This is a genomic window from Candidatus Odyssella thessalonicensis L13 (genome assembly GCF_000190415.1).
Taxonomy (GTDB): domain Bacteria; phylum Pseudomonadota; class Alphaproteobacteria; order Paracaedibacterales; family Paracaedibacteraceae; genus Paracaedibacter; species Paracaedibacter thessalonicensis.
Genome location: NZ_AEWF01000002.1, coordinates 88,077 through 107,470 on the forward strand (window position 1 = coordinate 88,077; position 19,394 = coordinate 107,470).

General features: G+C 40.4%; 17 protein-coding genes. 7 read left to right on the plus strand and 10 right to left on the minus strand.

Annotated features, from left to right (window positions below):
* Positions 1-66: 66 nt before the first annotated feature.
* Entirely contained in the window at positions 67-609 is a 543-nt protein-coding gene (locus HMO_RS0103845) for a hypothetical protein (protein WP_010298885.1), read from the minus strand.
* A 308-nt stretch (positions 610-917) separates the two neighbouring features.
* On the opposite strand from HMO_RS0103845, the gene HMO_RS13680 reads away from it, so the two are divergent.
* A complete protein-coding gene (locus HMO_RS13680) occupies positions 918-1,805 on the plus strand; it encodes an alpha/beta hydrolase (RefSeq protein ID WP_010298887.1) in 888 nt (295 codons plus the stop codon).
* A 216-nt stretch (positions 1,806-2,021) separates the two neighbouring features.
* Positions 2,022-4,103, plus strand: coding sequence for a hypothetical protein (locus HMO_RS13685; RefSeq protein WP_175282083.1), 2,082 nt, complete (start codon positions 2,022-2,024; stop codon positions 4,101-4,103).
* Positions 4,104-4,155: 52 nt separating this feature from the next.
* Here HMO_RS13685 and HMO_RS16975 read toward each other — a convergent pair whose 3' ends face one another.
* Positions 4,156-4,299 (minus strand): hypothetical protein, encoded by a 144-nt coding sequence (locus HMO_RS16975; RefSeq protein WP_217490981.1) that lies wholly within the window; start codon positions 4,297-4,299, stop codon positions 4,156-4,158.
* Between the two features lie 71 nt (positions 4,300-4,370).
* Here HMO_RS16975 and HMO_RS0103860 point away from each other — a divergent pair, with 71 nt between their 5' ends.
* The gene (locus tag HMO_RS0103860) at positions 4,371-5,495 is read left to right on the plus strand and encodes a hypothetical protein (RefSeq protein ID WP_010298890.1); all 1,125 of its coding nucleotides are present in this window, start codon (positions 4,371-4,373) and stop codon (positions 5,493-5,495) included.
* Between the two features lie 99 nt (positions 5,496-5,594).
* On the opposite strand, the gene HMO_RS16445 is transcribed toward HMO_RS0103860, so the two are convergent.
* On the minus strand, positions 5,595-7,730 hold the full coding sequence (locus tag HMO_RS16445; RefSeq protein ID WP_010298892.1) for a methyl-accepting chemotaxis protein: 2,136 nt from the start codon (positions 7,728-7,730) through the stop codon (positions 5,595-5,597).
* Positions 7,731-8,397: 667 nt separating this feature from the next.
* Here HMO_RS16445 and HMO_RS0103870 point away from each other — a divergent pair.
* Positions 8,398-8,649, plus strand: coding sequence for a WGR domain-containing protein (locus tag HMO_RS0103870; protein WP_010298893.1), 252 nt, complete (start codon positions 8,398-8,400; stop codon positions 8,647-8,649).
* Between the two features lie 569 nt (positions 8,650-9,218).
* Here HMO_RS0103870 and HMO_RS0103875 read toward each other — a convergent pair.
* Entirely contained in the window at positions 9,219-11,117 is a 1,899-nt protein-coding gene (locus HMO_RS0103875) for a DUF3857 domain-containing transglutaminase family protein (RefSeq protein ID WP_029448369.1), read from the minus strand.
* 276 nt (positions 11,118-11,393) lie between these two features.
* Here HMO_RS0103875 and HMO_RS0103880 point away from each other — a divergent pair, with 276 nt between their 5' ends.
* Complete coding sequence (locus HMO_RS0103880; protein ID WP_010298897.1) at positions 11,394-13,145, plus strand: hypothetical protein; 1,752 nt, start codon at positions 11,394-11,396, stop codon at positions 13,143-13,145.
* A gap of 200 nt (positions 13,146-13,345) precedes the next feature.
* On the opposite strand, the gene HMO_RS13695 is transcribed toward HMO_RS0103880, so the two are convergent.
* The 3 genes from HMO_RS13695 to HMO_RS0103905 form a co-directional block, all read right to left on the minus strand.
* The gene (locus HMO_RS13695; RefSeq protein WP_010298899.1) at positions 13,346-13,582 is read right to left on the minus strand and encodes a helix-turn-helix domain-containing protein; all 237 of its coding nucleotides are present in this window, start codon (positions 13,580-13,582) and stop codon (positions 13,346-13,348) included.
* Positions 13,583-13,678: 96 nt separating this feature from the next.
* Positions 13,679-14,434: a hypothetical protein gene (locus HMO_RS0103900; RefSeq protein WP_010298903.1), complete on the minus strand. Its 756-nt coding sequence runs from the start codon at positions 14,432-14,434 to the stop codon at positions 13,679-13,681.
* 288 nt (positions 14,435-14,722) lie between these two features.
* Positions 14,723-15,079 carry a hypothetical protein gene (locus HMO_RS0103905; RefSeq protein ID WP_029448370.1) on the minus strand — a complete coding sequence of 119 codons (357 nt, stop codon included), beginning with the start codon at positions 15,077-15,079 and terminating at the stop codon, positions 14,723-14,725.
* 63 nt (positions 15,080-15,142) lie between these two features.
* On the opposite strand from HMO_RS0103905, the gene HMO_RS0103910 reads away from it, so the two are divergent.
* Complete coding sequence (locus tag HMO_RS0103910; protein ID WP_139016820.1) at positions 15,143-15,340, plus strand: hypothetical protein; 198 nt, start codon at positions 15,143-15,145, stop codon at positions 15,338-15,340.
* Between the two features lie 42 nt (positions 15,341-15,382).
* Here HMO_RS0103910 and HMO_RS0103915 read toward each other — a convergent pair whose 3' ends face one another.
* A complete protein-coding gene (locus tag HMO_RS0103915; RefSeq protein WP_010298912.1) occupies positions 15,383-15,913 on the minus strand; it encodes a DUF2628 domain-containing protein in 531 nt (176 codons plus the stop codon).
* Positions 15,914-16,229: 316 nt separating this feature from the next.
* Between HMO_RS0103915 and HMO_RS0103920 the strand changes: the two genes are divergently transcribed.
* Positions 16,230-17,006, plus strand: coding sequence for an AAA family ATPase (locus HMO_RS0103920; RefSeq protein ID WP_010298913.1), 777 nt, complete (start codon positions 16,230-16,232; stop codon positions 17,004-17,006).
* Between the two features lie 9 nt (positions 17,007-17,015).
* Here the strand turns inward: HMO_RS0103920 and HMO_RS0103925 are convergent, their stop codons facing one another.
* Both HMO_RS0103925 and HMO_RS0103930 read right to left on the minus strand, forming a co-directional pair.
* Positions 17,016-18,410, minus strand: a complete 1,395-nt coding sequence (locus tag HMO_RS0103925) for a Lon protease family protein (RefSeq protein ID WP_010298915.1) — start codon at positions 18,408-18,410, stop codon at positions 17,016-17,018.
* A complete protein-coding gene (locus HMO_RS0103930; RefSeq protein ID WP_010298917.1) occupies positions 18,388-19,344 on the minus strand; it encodes a Lon-like protease helical domain-containing protein in 957 nt (318 codons plus the stop codon). The genes HMO_RS0103925 and HMO_RS0103930 overlap by 23 nt, the downstream gene beginning before the upstream one ends.
* Positions 19,345-19,394 lie beyond the last annotated feature (50 nt).

Here is a 19,394-nt window from a genome sequence, read left to right on the forward strand (position 1 = left end):
AGAATACATAAACCTACCGTCTTATTTAAGAAGGTAGGAATGGACTATCTTTGAGTTCTCGCTGAGCTACCTCCGCTGGATTTTATCGTTGGCTTTCTCTTGCCAGAAATCGCGGAGCCGGGCGAAATTGCCATCGGAATATTCTTCTGCTTGGTTGTCTGCAATTTGAGCGTCATTTAGTGTAGATTCCTCTAGGGGATCTGTTAATGGCGGTTTTGGCATAGTCTGATTATTCACTGATTCCACAACAGCGGAGGGACAGCCTTTTTCTGCAGGGCATTCAGAAGAAACAGGAGCTTCTTCTGGAGGAGTAGGCGTAGAAGCGGGGCCAAAAGTGTCAAAAGCATCAAGGGGAAGATTATTATTTGTCACCTCCACAGGAGAGGAAGGAGATTTGAAGAGGTCCTTATTATCTTTTTTATTCATTCCTAACTTATTTAAATTCTGCAGCATCTGCTTCTTCTCTTCAGGGGAATGGGCAGCCCGGGGGAGATCGCTGCTAGTTTCAGAGGATACGGAATCCTCTACTTGCGATGCTGAACAACTATTCGTTAATAATAAAAAAGCTAGAAGCGCAAGGGAATAGTGGGTGAAACTAATTTTATTCATCGGTAAGCCTCTCTTATAATGCCATATCATGCTATTACATAGAGGCTAATTGTTAATTTGGGCTTAAAATTTGGGCAAGATAATGTGAAAAAGGATTTATTTGTTACTTAAGTTCTTGTTGTTTGGAGCGTTCCCAATAAATTGTATGTCTTTGTTAACCGCTGACAAGGGAAGGGCAGAGGCCAGCTCATCATTAAAACAGAGAAAAAACTTAACCAATGCAGAATAAAATTTATTCGGTATAATAAAAATTCCTTACGCAGTAAGCCAATAGTAGATAAATTATTTGAGAAGAAATAAGCCTGATAATGGTAAAATACTTTATAGTTCTACTTTTTCGCCTAGCTAAACATATTAAAGATCCCCTCCCGTGGCTTAAACGCTTAAAAAAGTATTCTTCTTATCTAGATACTCTGATTCGGCTGCCTAAAGGTTTTACCTTTACCAAAACAATGTTGGCAGATACTCCAGTCGAAGTTATCCAATCACAAAGGCGAGAGTATAATATTACAGTGCTCTACCTGCACGGCGGAGCTTTCTTTTTAGGCATAAATAACATTTATCGGATCTTTGCGTGCTTTATAGCGCGAGTCTGGAATGCCAGGATTATTCTGGTCGATTATCCCCTGTTGCCGCAATCGCCTTTCCCAGCAGCCGTTAACCACTGTATTGCTGTTTATAAAGAAACCTTGGAAACTGTTGAGGCAGGATCCTTAGTAGTGGCTGGCGATTCTGCAGGAGGCAATCTAACCTTATCCGTTCTCGTGGCAGCCAGACAAAACTCTTTGCCGATGCCCGCCTGTAGTATTATTTTTTCAGGATGGTTCGATTTAGGGGCAAGAGCCTTTATTAGCCCTCAAACTTGCCAAGAAGATCCTTTTATCCGTATTGAACATTTAGCTAAGGTAGCCAGTGCTTATGTTTGTGAACCTAGTCATTCTACCTCTCCGCTTGCGTCGCCCCTCAAAGGAGATTTAGAAGGTTTGCCACCGCTTTTTATACAGGTGGGCAGCAAAGAGATTCTTCTGGAAGATAGTCAATCCTTGGCTGTAAAGGCGGCTCAGCAGGGGGTTAACGTGTACTTTGAAATAAGTGAAGAAATGTATCATGTGCAGCCTATCCTCTTTCCTTTCAGCAGTCAGAGCCGAGTTCTTATCTCTAAAATTTCCCACTTTATTAAAAAACAGGTCAGTTAAACCTTTTAATGTAAAATGAAAGATGGGTGCTCAAGACAATAGAGTCTATATTTAAGAGCCTTCCACCCGGGAGAGGGGGATAGATGTCCCTTTCTCTTATCCTAAGTATAATTAACGTTGGCTAACGCATAAAAGGACACTAAAATCTCCTGTTAATTATATATAATTTTACTAAAATATAAGTATAAATACTAAATAGCAGTTGCTAATTCTGACATGGCTAGACTTTACCAATTTTGTCGAAGAAGAAAACTTAGTTTAATTGTGGTGGGGGTTTTGTTCTTTTACCCCGGAAGTCTTAGCGCAATTATTCACCCCCAAGTATTCAAAGAAATAACTCGACATTTTAAAAGGGATAAAGAGGTTTATTCTCCGATTATCGGAGCGGTTGCTCTTGAGACAGGGCTCATTGAAAACATAAGATTTTTAGGTGCTTTTGAGCCAGGCACTTTTAATGGAGAAAGGCTATATTATAAGGACACTTCAGAGGAGCCGCTGTGGAATATGGTAAAACTGTTGTTTCCTTCCTCCAATGGCATTCTGGGGACCGACTCTCAGTCAAATACGAATTTTGGGCGTTATGTAGACAGTCCAGAAACGGTAGCGTTATTATTGAATTTTTCCTATCTCATCCGCCAGGGACGGGACTGTGATAATTGTTTTATCCTCGATTATGCCAATCAGATAATGGTGACACTATCGGCTAGAAATGATCGGGCCAAGAATTTAAAAAAGAAAACCCTTATTCCCTTATTACGCTACATCACTCAAGCTGTTGTAGCAGAGGAGGGGGTCTGTCTTTATCCTCCCTTTACACCCGAGCAAATATTAAATGCTTTCTTCTGCCATAAATTTAGCACGCAAGCTCATATCAATCTATTATTGAGTGCTCTTTCAGAAGAGATAGTAGACCATTCTCTGCCATTTTCTTCAACTGAGGCGTGTCTTACCCCGAACGATGTGCAAGCTATCATGTCTTCCTCCTGCAATCTTGATCTCGATCAGTTGTTTGCCCTGGCCCATGCCGATCTTTTTACAGCAATCACTCCTTACCGCTCTGGGATGACATTATTGAGCAATGGTAATTGTCGCTTTTATAATCGTCGTCAAGATGTATTCACGCACAAAGGGATGACTTTTGCCGATTGCGTTGAAACGGCGGGCCGCCATTTCTTAAACTTACTGTTGTTTAATCCTAAAATTCATGATTTTGATCTTGAACCCCTTTTAAGCCTGCACGCTAAGCTAACGGAAGGTGATTTGCAACGGCAAAGACTTGAGAAAGTTATCGATTTCTATACCTATCAACGGCTAGATCTTGTCAATGCTGGCGATACTCATATCCGTTCGGCATGGAACAGAGTGGTCGCAGATCTTAATACAGGGGAAGGTGGTGATGAAATAAGGTATAAACAAGCCCACAATGAGCTGTCTTCTGGGTTAATTAATTTTATTCGCACCTATCAAAAAATATTTGGATTTAAGGTCAAACAGATACCTGATAAAGATAGTTCATCATACGAAAAGAATAAATTTCTTAAAAAAGCGCTCAAATCTTATGCCCAACTAATCCACCCTGGTCACGACTATCAGATAGAGCCTCAAGATATTGTATGGGATGAGGTCAAACAAGATCTGGTGGGTACAATTAAAATTACGATCTCTGACGAAGGCCGGGACTTGTTCGAGTTCTCCTTATTTGTGTATCCCTATCATTCTTATGTAGGGGAGGTCGTAAACTTTAAAGAATCGAGCCTGCAAGCGTTAATTGATAAGATTATAAATGGGAGAGGCGATATACTTCATCCTAAGACAACTGAGCAAATTCTGTGGTCTCTGTTTCCGACTTATAGTCGACAAGGGGAAGCGCCCTTGCTGTATCAGGTATATGCTCATAATCTTGGCGATAATCACGCCAAGATTGAGGCTCTTTATCAGTTAGTAAATATAAATTCTTCGGGTTTAAATAAAAATGATAAGCTTCTACTGATGGCAATGTTAAGGAATATGCTGGCTGGCTTGGCCTGGGAAGACAAATATATCTTAGAAAGAATTAGTGCTACGGTCAAAAATCTGCTTCTTGATGCGGCAGTAGATCACGATTTTAAAAGTGTTCTTCTTACAGGCGTGCAAGCATTGGCTCTGAGGGGAGATCTGCAGGATCACCTGCTGGTCAAAAAATATTTTAGAAGTTTTACTAATCTGAAATTTGTCAGGCTGGCACAGCCCGTAAAAGAATTTACTGCACACCATAAGTCCCTGTTCTCTCCAGCTTTCCAGAGTGAAGCTCTTTGGTAAAACTTATAAGCTTCACCTTTGAAAGATAATGTGAAGCGCTCAATGGTATTGATTAGATCTCGGTCCGCGGTTGCCCCGTAATAAAGAAATGGCTTTTAATGCAGATCCCATTATCGTGGGTCATGGTAAGCCGTATATGAATGCTATCAATAAAATTATAAAAATAGGTATAGGCGAAAGTGCGTTCCACTAGCATTAACACCAACTGTAAAGACTCGGCGTGGTTATCTTTTCTCCTAAACCTCCTTAAAAGAAGGAAGGATCCAAATGAAGACCATAAATCTTTTACTGTTTTTGTTCAATCTTCTTGCCAGCGCTCAGGATAACTTATATCTAGTGGTGGGCAGTGATCGTATGGCAGGGGAGATCAATAATCCCTATCTCTCAGCCATACACCAGTCGGCAATGGCGGATTTTAGTCATCAAGAAACCTTTAATCGAAAGGCAACAACTTTAGATCTGAAATCAACACGTCCAGCTGCTGGCCACCATATAAGCAATCAAGATGCGAGCTCTTTTATTCCCTCTCAGCCTCTTCAATCTTTATTTATGGAGCTCTTTCCCAGCCGTGGTGTAAAAACTTATCTAGATCTTGAGAGACTCGTTTTCAGTCAATATCCTGAGCGCCTTGAAACGATGCTTAGTAGTGTTCGCGCCGATTTAATGGAGAAGATTTCTAACCCTAAAGAGATTGAAGAAAGACTGCAGAGGCTGCGAGTCATGGCTTCTCAAACGCCGAATTTATACAATTCTTTGCTGGCAGAAACCATCAGCCACTTATCTAAGTATATGCCAAGCGGGGCGACGTTAGATATTGAGCATATTCCCTTGGTTACCCTTCGTGGTTTTGAGCTTTCCCCGGCCATAGCTTCCTTAATGACGCTAAAAAATCCCTTTCACTTATGGGTTCTACCGACTTTTCCCTATTTATTAGCAGCAGCTATGCCCTCGTGCCCAAATGAGGATGAAGGATGGCAAGATCTGGTAGAAATGCTTCAGCAACAAGCCCCCGTCAGCAACAGGCAAGCTCTATTACTTGAAGCTCAGCAGAAAAAAGATCTGTGTCGTCAAGCCATATTAAATGTGGAACAGCTATGCCAGGAAACTGAAGTCAGAGTGCCCTTTGAAGAGGAAGATTTTTATTCACAATTAATAGCAGATGTGCAGGAACAGAAAGAGAACTCTCCAATCAAGTACGCATTATTCTCGCGTTCTTTAGCCTCAGTGATTGCCATCGAGCTTAACCGATTAGAATTAAGTCAGCCGACACAAAGCCATTTATATAAGTTTCTGATGGCGCACGGGTTTACAGCCATCCAAAGTCTTAGAGACCCTTATAATTGCTTTAACCATCGGCATAATAGTTGGGTAATTTCAGCAATAAAAAAATAGGAGACAGGAGCTCCAATTAACGACATAAACTTCACCCTCGGCGGAAATTTTTTATCTTTCCCGCAGGGGCTGGTTAAGGTCTTAGAGACGCTGATCAAATTACAAGGAGACTGAAGATCCGCTTTCAATCTTCTCAAGGTTTTCCATTATATTGTGTTGCATTTTTTCTATTTCCTGAATGATGGAATCTAATTTGCCTTTAATTTCTTGAGAGAACTTAGCGACCTGATTAAATTCTTGATTCAGTTCATCCATCTTATGTTCAACTTGTTGAGTGCCATGGGCGGCTTGCTGAGTATTGCGACTAATTTCATTGGTGGCGACGCTCTGTTCTTCCACGGAAGCAGAAATGGAGCTGGAAATAAGGTTAATCTGTTCGATAATTTGAGTAATCTCATTAATTGATTGCATTGATTCTTTGGTGGCGGCTTGAACACTGGTAATTTGTTCAGTAATATCCCCGGTGGCTTTTGTCGTTTGATTGGCTAAGTTTTTAACTTCCGCGGCCACTACTGCAAAGCCTTTGCCCGCTTCACCAGCACGCGCTGATTCAATGGTCGCATTAAGAGCCAGCAGATTGGTTTGCTCGGCAATCTCTGAAATCAGATTAATTACGGCGCCAATTTTACTAACTGCTTCTACAAGATTCTGAACTTTTGCATTGGTGAGAGTGCTAATGTTAACCGCACCTTGGGCAATATTAGAAGCCTGGGTGACCTGAGACGAGATTTCCTGAATAGAGCAGGATAGCTGTTCAGTTGCGGCTGCCATCGTCTCAACATTTGTACTCGCTTCACGGGCCAGCGACTGCACATGCTGGCTGCTTTGCATCAGGTCTTCAGCGGTAGACGCCATTACATCGGTGTTATTGAGAACTGATTCAGCATTCTTGGTTGTCTGTTGCAGCGCTTGGGTGACTTCCCCTTTAATCGTACTCGTTAATTGCATCAGATTTTTGAGTTGTTCTTGTCGCAGCTTGGTTTCTTGTTGCTGCTGCGTAACCATTTGCTCAATTTTAAGGGCATTGTCCTTAAACACACCAACTGCTCGGGCCATCGCTCCGATTTCATCGGCTCGGTCCTGGCAAGGGATGGGCTCATTATTCTGGCCATTGGCAAGTTGGAGCATGGCTTGGGTAAGGGCCTTGATTGGCTTTACAGCAAGTTGGCTACACAGGATACCTAAGATGGCAGTGATAATGGAGAAAAGGATTATCAATTTAAGCATGCCACTGGATTGCTTGTCTAAAGAAGCAAAAATTTCTTGGGTGGGACCATGGACTAATACTGACCAATCTAAACCAGTAAATTCTTCTGCACCTACAGAAGGAGCAAAGCCAATAACTTGCGCTGCTGCTTTGGTAGTAGCCGGCGATATAGCAAACCCCTTCTGTTTTTTTTCTATCATCTTATTAATCTCAGGATTTTCTGAGTGATAATTTTCATGACCAGCTATACTTAAATCACGCTTATAAGGTTGCCCATTTAATTTGTCACCGCGATAGTCTGTTAAAATTGTCCCGTTTGCGTCTAAAAGTGTAAACCCTAAACTCGGATAAGTTTTTTTCCAAATCTCATGGTACCTTTGCTCGATGACCGCATCAATAAAATCAAAACTGGCAATGTTGACCCATATGCCGATAACTTGACCGTTTTCATTTTTGACAGCAGAAGAAAAGGCGAGAACAAAGCCATCATCATTAAATAGCTCACTAACGTAAGAGGCTCTAAAAGGACCAACCAAACATACCTCTGTTGATCCGTTTTTATCTTTAAGGAATTCTTTGTTGATAACCTTTTTAAACCAATCCTCATTCTTAAAGTTTTGCTGATAGAGCTTCTCAGTAGCAACCGGCTTGCCGTTAGCATCTTTATTGTTGACCGCTAAAACTTCTCCTTCGTTATTAACAAAGATGCTAAGTCGGTAAATATTATAGGAATCAATATATTTATTCATTGCACTGATAAGAGGGTTTTTTGGCGAGGGATTCTTCCAATTATTACTATCATATACGGATGTATTATTAGTAAAGGCCTTCACAGTGTGGGAAGCTTCAGCTAGTTTTTTATCAATAGCTTTCATAACGCTGATCGCCGAGTCTTGTAAGGTTACGGCTTTTTCTTCATAGTAAATGTGCTGGGTGGTATGGTAAAAAAGGAAGACAGCCGTCACCGGGAGCAGGCCTACCGCAAGTAATAAAAAACAAAGTTTTAAACGAATATTTAGATTCTGCATAAAAGTCTTCACGTTCTTACCTCTATTGATTTTCAGGACATTGTAAGATCATGACTGTAATTTTAAAGGGTAAAGCTTAATTAATAATTAAGAAGAGAGATGAAATTATCGAATAAGTAGAAATCAGAGTCATTTTTTGAAAAAGGCAATTTTATTATGCGTACTTTTAAGAAAGGAAACATTGTTAACTTTATTTCTAGAGAAAATCTAAAAGTGCAGATTAAGGCTTAGCTGCAGCTCCAGAAGGTAGGGCAGAGTAAATAGTGAATGGAATCAGCAGTTTAAATTATACTATCATTTCACGCTCACTTCCTTGACAGAGTATGCTATATCAATAACAGGCTTAGGAATGGCGCAATAGCATTAATTATATAACTTAACTAATGCCGCTTTTAGGAGAGTACTAATATTAGGGGTTAGAAAGTAAGTCAGGTAGGCTGCTTCTTCTCCTTAATAAGAAATGGTTTCTAAAAAGCATATCCAAAAATCTAATTGCTTTAAAGAGTAAGCCGTTTCTAAGCCTTATAATTTTAACTCTCCTTAAAAAGAATAAAAAATAGAATATTTCATAAATATATTTACGCACAGACAGTATACTTATAAACTTAATATATTTAAGACGTCCAGATATTCAATTTAACCCTGACTTGAGGGCAGCATAATTAGGATGCGTGATTATAGATTGAAAGCAATTGATCCTGAAAAGGGAATCTATAGATGGTATGAAATCAAATGCACTAGGGATTTGTTTGGGAGTTGGTCTTTAATTCTGTCGTTTGGTCGGATCGGCCAAAAGGGTAAAACCAAGTTTATGCTTTTTGATTCTTTCACTGAAATGGATAAATATTTACAAAAAATCTTAAGAAAGCGTCTTACTTCTCACACGCGTATTGGTTGCAATTATATTTTAGTCGACTAGTATATACCTCTTCCCCCTCCACTAATAAAAACGGTTATTCCCGCCTTGAGAGCAATGACCCGCGCCTTTGCTTCGGTTGCGTGGGACAGCTTCTCAACCTCTTGGGCAAATGGAGCCGAAAGGGATAAGTATAAGCGTTTTAGACTCCCAAAACTTTTCTTTTATTTGCTATGCATGTATATTAGCAGCTGTAAACCAGAGTTTTGTTTGCAATAACCTTAGGCTTTTCACTTTTATTAGCTCTGAGAGGGCTCATTTAAAGGGGATCAGAAATAGCAGGCGATATAAATATCCTAGAACCGTCCATCTCCCTTGGTTACCCGGAGCTAGCTTTGTGGGCTTGTCGCAGCCACTGTAAGACTAAGCTTTGCTTTTAAAGAGGATAGGGGGCCATGACCATTATGACTAAAATTAAGGGCTGTTCTTCCAGCAACCTTCAGAATGATAGATTTTTGGCATTAAAATGCTGGCTTCAACATAAGTGTTGGGTTTGAATAAAGGCGTGGAAGAATTTAAAGAGGGCCGATAGCGACCCTCAATTGAACTTATCCTTTATTCACCAGGTAAAGTTACTCCAGTGAGAGGATTAACGCAACCTCCGCACAATACTTCTTCAAGGTATCTCGCATGGCTTTATACTGATTAGACCGTATTTCTTCAGGGGCGATGAGGTTCTTCTTAATAATTATATTGTCGGTAACTTGCATATTCTTCCCCTCAAGATGGAAATCCCTTTTAATAGAAAGCCATGGCGTATTAATATTAACCTTTAGCTTATCGATACCATTAATGACGGCATTCTTAATCAGGGTCTTCCTGCTAATATGATAAGGGTAACCTAGGTGCAGCGTTCCTACTTGATCCTCAGCAATATGAATAAAAGGCAAAATGGACTGCATCTTTAAAAAGATTCCATGTCCCAGATTGGTCGAAAGAACTTTATTGTGTTGTTCAAAGCTATATCGGACCACCACATCTTCCACAATCCGGGTTTTAAGGGGAGGTATATCGAGTTTCTTTTTCGCAGGTGAAGCCTCATCACAAATTAAATAAGTTAAGGCTTCTTCAATGCTTTTTAAAGAATCTGATAGGCCTGCTGCTGTTAACATTAAGGCATTTTCACCCTTGAGAATAAAATTGCCATCCGTTGTCAAGACGCCGTCTTTTGATAAAGAAATTGTAGCATCTAATTCTGAACCTGCGTGATGGGGATCAATACCGGGAATCTTTGCAATTGAAGGCTGCGCAGGGTCAAGAATTAAAGCTGGCCTGTCGGCAATATCTGGAAAGGTGCCCTCTGCCATGCTAACCAGATTAGTGGGATCCAGCCAATAAACTTTACCTGTAGGATCGATAACATGGACGATGGCATGATTATAGTTATCTAAGGAGGGCTGTTGCTTAGTTGGTACTATATGGGTTGCATCTCTCATGACCAGCGCTACGTGCGCCTTATAACCTAAAGCCCGTAGGACAGCGACAGTGGCCGTAGCAAAATCTTTACAATCCCCGTAGCCTGTTTCGGCTGTAGTCGCTAATGGACGGGGAGCAAAGCGTCCTTCTACCGTCCGCCAATCGCCTCGATAGCGAATTTTCTCCGATAACAATGATGTGATCCGATTGAATTGAGCTACAGGATGATCTAATTTTGCTGCCTCTTCTTTAATTGATGACAATAAGGCCGGCAAGTCCTTCTTAAGCACGTCCTCAAAGCCTGTCACTAAACCTTTAGCTACGTCCTCAGGACTGGAAAAAGTCGAGACACTGAACCACGTGGTCAGTTCAGGAGGGATAAGACTATTGTGCGGCTCATTGACCACAGCATTATATACCGGCTTTTTGAGATTTATAGTGAGCTTATAATGCTTCCTATCTTTATCTTGGCGAATTTCTAAGCAATTTTGCGGATCATTGCATAGCACCTTAAAGGGGATCTCTGATCGTAAAGAAATAGTGGCTTTTTTCCAATAGGCTTCTTGCCCGAAATATCCTTTAGTCGTATAAGATTTAGCGATAGGCTGTTTGTGAGTGGTAATTTTATACTTCACATATAACTGAGAACCAGGCTGGACTTGAGGGTAGGAGACAAGGACCTGATACAGTTTATCAAAGCCTGAAGGTTGGCTTGCTATTGGCTTATTTTCAATCATATCTTGGGTGACTTTAAACTCTGTACCTTGATGAATAGCTTTGGCCTCAATAATTTCGATATTTTCTAAACTGCTATTATAAACAAAGCTTAACGTTCCAAAATGTGCTCGCCCCCGCTCATTTAAAACTTTGATTTGTTGCTCGATAATCTCCTCAGATTTTCCTTCAGCATTAGTGATAATATCGCGGTTGAAGAACTCCATTTCTGCAGCAGCATCTTCATGGGTGGCCCAGCGCGCTTCACCAACATTTATTAAGGCAAGCAGTAACCATACTAAGGTTGAGCATAAGGTAAAGTAAGAACGAAACATCTGCATGGTAAGCCTCAAGCGAAATATTAGTATCTATATTATATGAGTGTGAATGTTATCATTTCTAGCTATAAAAACTCAAATATAAACTGTCACTCGTTAATGTTAAAACTTTAAATATTATTCTCTATAGGGAAGGATTGCTATCTGGGTTATTTGGTCAATCAGTCCCCATAAAAGTACCCTGTAGTCATAAGAGATTTTATGATTAAGACTTTTATGGTGCTACTTTTAAAGTTAACCCTGACAGTTTTACAAGTATAAAAATTAAGAGAAAGCTAGATGCATAGAGTTTTGTTTTTAGTCATCCAATCTTGGTTTGCCTTGGTTAATGCGCAGGAACCCAACCAGCCAAAATGGATAAATGATGCAATCAATTTTCAAGAAAGTGAAGATCTGATCGCTGCCCTTCATCCTATAGTGCAAAACGAATCAGACCAAGATTCTGAAAGGACATCTTTGACTTTAAAATTATCGATGCCGCTAAGGAACGATGGCTCACGCTTTGTAACCTTAAATAATAAAGGAAATTACAATTATCAAATCAGGTCAGCTATTACGGTGGCAAGAGAAGTGGATAATTATTTTTTTGAAGGGGCGCGAATAGAGATTAAGCAGTCTCAAGATAAGGACGGAGTCGAGCTGTGCCTTAATAATGCTACCTATAAAACGCTACTGCTTTTTAATATTAACCCAGAACAGATACCAATTTATTTAACGCCTCTGCAATCCAAATTTCGGCTTCTTTTTATTGCAGACGCTTTATATGCTTATGCTCATCAAGACACGTCTTTGATTCGACAAGACTTATACGGCATCCTTTTATATTCTTTAGAAGGGATAACAAATTGGACGTCTGCAAGAGCTGACACGGCTCTCTCTACCTTTGAAAAACGTCTCGATAATCGTATCACTACCTTAAAAGAAGCCGCCTCCAAGTCCCGAAAAAAGGGAAGCATGCCTTACAGTATTGACGCAATCTCTGGCTATAAAGATTATGGCTATAGTCGCTCAGTAGGGGCTAACTTATTGGCAAACCTTGACAGAACAGCGGTGGTAGTGGACAAGCTCAAAGCCATCCAAAGCAAAAGAATAACTGTAGAAACCCTAAAAGCATTTATTAGTGAAAAAAGGCAAGCTATAGCTGTGGACTCCCAACAGTTCTCAATTGGTCGGTATGAGGCGGGAGCTGATCATCCCTCAGGAAGGAAGATAGATTCTTCAAGCATTCTCTCCTCCTCAAATCAGGACGGCAAGCAGAATAGAAAAAGAGTTATTTCAAGTAGTGATGAAAGTGAGGACGAGAAAGACTGCCAGCAAGATGGTGACAAAGACGAGCTCACAGAAATAGAGAATCTGTCTTCCTCTGAAGAAATGGTGCGGGAGGATCCCAAAAAGCGTGGAGGGGCAAAATATCAGCATACCCCTAAAAGGCAAAAAGCTTCCCCACCAGAAGAAAGAGTAAGGGAGATAGGAGATTTATCCTTTGTTGATCTTAAGAATGGCTTAGAGAGGATGATAACCAAATTTAAAAGGATTGCCCTGCTGAGTGGAAGATTAGAGCAAGCTAAAATTTATTTTTCAAACCTGATCGATAATTACCAAGAAATCATATTAAGTTACTATAAAATCGCCTGTAAGAATCATCAGGAGGAGCAATTTTTTATCCACATTTTGCAAGACAGCAATAAGGTGTTCCGGTTGTCACCAAGTGACCAATTAAACGGCTTGAATAAAACATATGTAACTTACCTTAAACTGATACAACAAAGAGGAACTGTTCTTAAAGATTTAGAGATTGCTCACAAGGTTACAGAATGCCTTATACAAGCTAATCAGGAGTCATCGGAGACAATTGAAGATGAAAGTCTTACTTATGGCTATGAGATTAACACCACTAGAAAACGTGAAGAGTACTTAAATAAAAAACTGCAGGAGCTTAAAGGAAAAATTGAGCTGCTTGATGATGAGAACGATTTCTCTAATCGGAAATTGGGTGCTTACCTGGCAGGAGGATTAGAGGTTAAAGCTTAAGATAAGAAAGCTTACAAAGACGTATTGGTAGGGGGGGTGTTTTTCTGTCCAATGAGCAGTAATACTCCCCTGGAACCTTAGTGAAATTAATCTCCTGAGAGCACCTGCTGAAGATAATCCTTAATTATGGCAAAGACTAGATGACAAATCTTTAAGGATATATTTGCTGCCATTTGCGGCGTCTAATCCTTAAGCTATTCCTACTGATCTTCTAAACCCTGAAAGAAATAATCGGGTGTTATAGTTAAGAGTCGACAGATATAGTACAGACGGCTGGCAGGTAAACGGTCAATCCCGTTTTCATATTTGGAAAGTTGCTGAGGCGTGATCTGTAAAGCTTGGGCCAGTTCATACTGGCTCATTTTCAGTTCTTCCCGGCGTCGTCTTAACTGTTGACCAATATGGGTTTCAATTGAAGGGGATTTAACGATGATCATTGATTATTACTTTTTTATTAGTTTGTCGTTGCAGGATGAAGCAAAATTAGAGCTCTGGAGAACGCTCCCAGGCTCTATAGCAGTTAGAGAGGAGTTTTAAGCTTTTAAGATGCAGGGAAAAGTGATAACCGTTCCGGAAGTTATCTTTGGTTCCATTTTTTTCTGATTAACCAGAAGCTGGCTGAGAGGTATTTCCTGTCTTTCTGAATGATGTAGATAACATCTTAAAAATGGGTCTGATCTTTGAAGTTTCCATAGCTGCTGATGTAAGCATATTTTTATGGTTTTAACGCGGTCTGTAAAAATGCTGAAGTCTTGGTTGTCCACGGATAAAGTAAAAATTTGCCGTTTGCCATCCACGGTTATATGAGTGGAAACCAAGTTAAAGAGTTCATCTAGGGATGTTAAATGGGCCGCTTCCTCGGCAGAGATCACGAGGTTAACCCTTTTTTTCTGCAGGCATTGGGCACAAAAAGCAGTAATCACTAAACCTTGGAGCACCAATTCAATCAGGGCAGCATCGTAGAGAGATTGGCAGCTATCCTCTAGTAAAAGATCCTCTTTAAGAGTGAAACGGCTCACTTGCAAAGCACCGTTAACCAACGGCTGCACCGTCATTGTTAAGGAAAATCCGGTTTGCTTTTGGCGTAATTTTAATTGTGGACCAGAAGCGGATATCAAACAGGTTAAATCATAAGAAAAGACTAGCTCTTGCTGGGGCCAGGTAGCGACACAATCTTTTAGAAGACCTAATATATTTTTTTCTTTATGCCGGTCATTATTATTTCCTATACCGCTAGAAGCTATCCGAAAATGATTATTTGAATTCAATTTAGAAAAAATGTGTGGCAATAGTATTTTCGAATAAAGCCAACGACCACACAAAAGAATGATAAAGATAACAGATAAAAATTGGAAGCATCTTGACGTATTTTTTGGCCCTGCTCCTAAAAGAGGACTCCCCGTTAAGAGGTCAAACTGACTTCATAGAGAGGTCCTGTTACCAAACATTACAAAGTCATCCTATGTCGTTTTCATAAGTTAAGAAAAATGGCAACGGTTGTATCCTTATGAGCTCGCTAAAAATCTATAGATGCTTTAGAGATAGGGATTTTTCTGTGGGTTCAAAGAATAAGGCCATTATTTTAAGAATTTCTGCTTAATATATTTATAATATGCCCCATGGGTGGCAGGACCATAGTGTTCTTCACGAGCTAAAGTAAGATATTCCTCAATTGTAGGAGAGGTAGGAAAATCAATAATATCGTTCTGCTTAAGTTCAAGCTCGGCCAACCTATTTCGTACATCTTTTCCCTTAGTAAAGAAGTCATAAGCTTTTACGGAATTATATTTTAAAATATTGATCTTGCCAGATCTGTAAGAATTGTAACTGTTACCTAAGATATAGCAAGCGTCGGGATGATCTTGATACTGATGTAATTCTTCCAAGGCTTCCTTATAAGCGTGACAGAAAAAATTATATTGTTCTTTCTTCATCTCCTCATAGGGCACTAAAGCCACATTTTCTAAGGTTCAAAGTAGATAATACTTGGCTAAAGAATGATGATGGTGAGCCGCTGCATCCCTACCCGGAAAATGCTGCCAGAACCGCGATTCAGCAGAGCTGAGGGAGTGGTGAATAATTCTTATAAATTACTCCCCAGCTCCACAGATCTAACCACAGCGACACCATTGTTATGGAAAGGTAGAGAAATGATTCTTACTTCTCAATTAATAGAACTTATCGGGCATCTTTAGGTGTTAATGGCTGCTAAAGATTAAAGAAGAGCATGCTAAGTTTTATGAGTTTTTAGAGTCGACCGCCTGGCATTTAATGTCTCTTATTTTCTTTAAAGATACTCTCCATGAATACAGTCCCCATACAAGTGTGAAGGGAAATAAAACGGTCAACCATAAAGGAAGAGTGGGACGCTCATGTATAAGGTTGTATCCTTTTCGCAGCTGATAAGAGAGATGACGGTAATATAGATAATTGCTAAGGGCAGGAATAACCCCAAATCTAATCGCCCAGGGGATTAAGGTCATTACAGTTGTTAAGTGGGGAAGTTCAGGACCATAAACCGTTGAGAAAAGATTTACTAACCCGAGGAAATCTATCATTAACAGAATAAAAGAGAACAAGTACATCTTTCTATACTGCATCCAAAAGTAGGAGAAAAGAAAGGCTGACCAGTTCCAGGTGAAAATCTGGCCAGCGGCAATTTTAGTGAACGCCGTTTGATAAAACTTATTCTGCTCAGTTTGCTCTAATGTCTTGGGTGCGGGAAACTGAGAGAGCTCAATGATCTGTGATAAGGTAGCTGAGGTCATTTTTTGGTTCCTTTTGAGTGTTCCTTAATAGAAGATATAAGCAGAAAAGGTAAAAAAACTAGCGGAAAGTAATAAAATATATAAAATGAAATAATCTAAATAAAAAAATATTTAAAACTAAAGGATTGAGAAATTGAAAAGATTAAACTTCCCACTATTTTATGAGCAAATGAGCGTAATTTATGCTTGTTAATATAACAGAGGAGAAGGGAGAGTTCATTTTAAATTAATAGAAGTCTGTTTAATTCTTTCTTGAATTTAGAGGCAGTAATACCAAGGTTTATATATAAAGATATAAGTTGAATAGAACAGTCTCGTGTCGCTCCTCAAAACCTTTCCTAAAAAGTCAGGGTTATTACCCCCCTTCTTGAAGAAGATATCCTTTAATAGGCCCACAGCTGACCAGGATTTTCCATTTAACATTCCAGCATTCCAAAAGGATTTTACCTTAGAGTTTTCAAAGCCAGTGACCATTTTTACTGGAGCTAACGCCACCGGTAAATCAACCTTGCTTGAATTTATTGCTCACAGGTGTGGTTTTAACTTACTGGGGGGATCGCGTGATCATTGTTATCAAACGTTGGCGCGGGACTCTTATCCCCATCTTAAGAAGCTAGCGGACTGTATGCGATTGGCGTGGCTGCCCAAAGTTTCGCAAGGCTTCTTTTTAAGAGCAGAAACTTTCTTTAATTTTTTAGAATATATCCATGATCCCCGTTGGCAGGATTTAGAAGCGTCTTACGGAGGCAATCTCTTAACGCAGAGCCACGGAGAAGGGTTCCTTTCTTTTTTTAGGCATAGACTATCACGGGGCGGCCTTTATTTAATGGATGAACCGGAAGCCGCTTTGTCGCCGATGCATCAAATGGAATTTTTAAAAATCTTAAAAGAGATAGAAAGCCGCAGCAATGCTCAAGTCATTCTTGTGACCCATTCGCCGTTGTTGATGGGATATCCCATGGCTGAGTTATATGAATTTGGTGGCTGTGGCATTAAGCTCTTGGCCTTAGAACAAACACAGCATTTCCAAGTAATGAAAAGTTTTTGTCAGGCCCCCCAAGCCTTTATAAGGCGGCTTTTAGAGAAGGAATAACAATACCAACTAGCGTTTATTAAGCGATTTAGAAAATTGGTTTAATTGATTTTGAACAAGATCATAGATCGATCCTTTGGGATATCGACCCTTCTGATCAGCCTTACCGGCATCAGCACTCATTAAAAGATTAATTGCTTCATCAATGGTTGTGATTGTCCAAATGTGAAATTTATTGTCGCGGACGGCTTCACTGATCTCATCGCGCAGAATAATGTGCTCTGCGTTTGACGCCGGAATGACAACGCCTTGGGTGCCGGTTAGACCTCGGTATTTGCAGACCCTAAAGAAGCCTTCAATTTTATGATTTAAACCGCCCACCGCTTGGATTTCGCCAAACTGATTGATGGAGCCTGTAACGGCCATGTCTTGGCGCACCCGTACCTTTGATAAAGACGAAAGAATGGCAATAAGCTCGGCCACAGAAGCGCTGTCCCCTTCGATCTCTTCATAGCTTTGCTCAAATGTTAAAGAACAAGAAAATGACACGGGATAATTCTGAGCAAATTTTCCATTTAAAAACCCATCTAAAATCATGGCTCCCTTTTGTTGAATAGGGCCGGCCATTTCTGTTAAACGCTCAATATTGATGATGCCTTCCTCGCCGGCGAAAGTGCGAGCAGAGATACGGTTAGGAACACCATAATAATGATCACCGGTCGATAGCACAGATAGACCATTGACAATCCCCAGCTTCTTACCATGGGTTTCAATCAGCATCACATTACGTTCTATTTCCCGATGGGTACGATCTTCAACTCCCGACGTTCGTAAGCGTCGATGAACGATCGCCGTTTTTATATGGGTTGCTGTTGTGTTGTCTGAATTGTCCTCAATAGCTAGTTCATTGGCCTCATTAATGATATCTTCTAAAAGTTCAAATTTGGAAGAAAGCCAGGTCCGATTGTTGCACCAACGCGAACTATAGCCTAACAAAGTTTGAATAGCCTCTTTATCGAGATCTTTACCAGAATTCTGCTGCGAGATTTGCCGGAATAGTCGAGTGCATACGCTGATATTTTGAGCGTTAGCGGGCAGATCTGGCTCAATGTCAGCTTTGATTTTGAAATATGTTTTAAATTCTGGGTCGAGGTAGAAGAAATTATAAAACCAGACCGGGGCTCCGACCAGAAATATCTGCACATCTAAAGGGATGGGTTTTGGATCAGGTGCATCGAGCATAGGAATCGAATTTTCTCGATGGGATTCTTCGATACGGATTTTCTTGTCACGCAAAGCAGTTTTAAGGGCAAACCATAAGCCTGGATCCTGAGCGATCGCTTCTGCCCGCAATACAAGGATCCCTCCATTAGCGCGGTGCAAATTGCCCGGACGAATCATGGTAAAGTCTGTGGTGTAGCCTGCAGGCCCACTTTTGTATTTAATGCTGAAAGATACTTTCATAAGTGGGAGCAGGGTCTAAAATTAAAGGAGCATGGAGCGCACTTTTATTATTAACCAGGACGTTAACAGCATAGCGATTGCGAATTTCTTCCAAATCCGAGGCATCAGAGCCATCTATAAGAAAATCATCAATATGGTTAATAATGTCGTCATAAACAGCATCAATCCATTTGTCGAGATATTTGCCATAGGTTTTACGAAAAGGAACCATTAAAGGTTTGAGGATCTTCTCCACTTCGCCCACCTTTAATGCTTGAATCTTTTCAGCAATTTCGCGCTCTTGAAAGTGAGCCAAGGAGGAAATCTGGCTTAACTTTTCACGGATGGATTGAAGGTCGTCAGGTTCAAAAGAAGCAGATTGGTTTTTATCACTTGCTTGTGCATTTAAAGAAGCAATCGTGAACTCATCATCATTGATGTCAACTCTTAACCCTTTGGTAGCTGCATATTTTTGCACTTCAGCAATTTGAGCTTGGAATTGTTGCTCTAATTCGTTGGTCAGGGTATTAGCTTCACTGGCAAAAGTGCCCCCTGATAAGGTCTTATTAAATAGATCGATGATCGCTTCGATCATCTCGGCGAGGGCTCGCTTAAGCTTGAAAGATTGACCGCGGGGTAATTGGAAAGGCAGGGGTTGATAACTGGTTTCAAAGTTATTTAAGTAGACCCAGTCGCCACAGGGAGGAACGGTTTTGATATAATCCTGAAGATATTGCATGGTGGCGACCATACGTGCACTGCGATCCCCGCCGATGACAAAGACGTTCGCCCCATAATGACGCATCTTTAAGCTCGTGCTGATAGCCGTTCCTGCTCGCGTATGCGACGTCAAGTTGAAATAGGTAACGGGTTCTAAGTTATCCTTTAAATCAGCAGAATTTATGGTAAATCTTGGGAGTGCTACTTGTTCATAGGTCAGGGTTTGAGTCGCCATAAATCACCAGACTTTCTTGATAATTCAATTAAAATTGTAACTTTACTTTA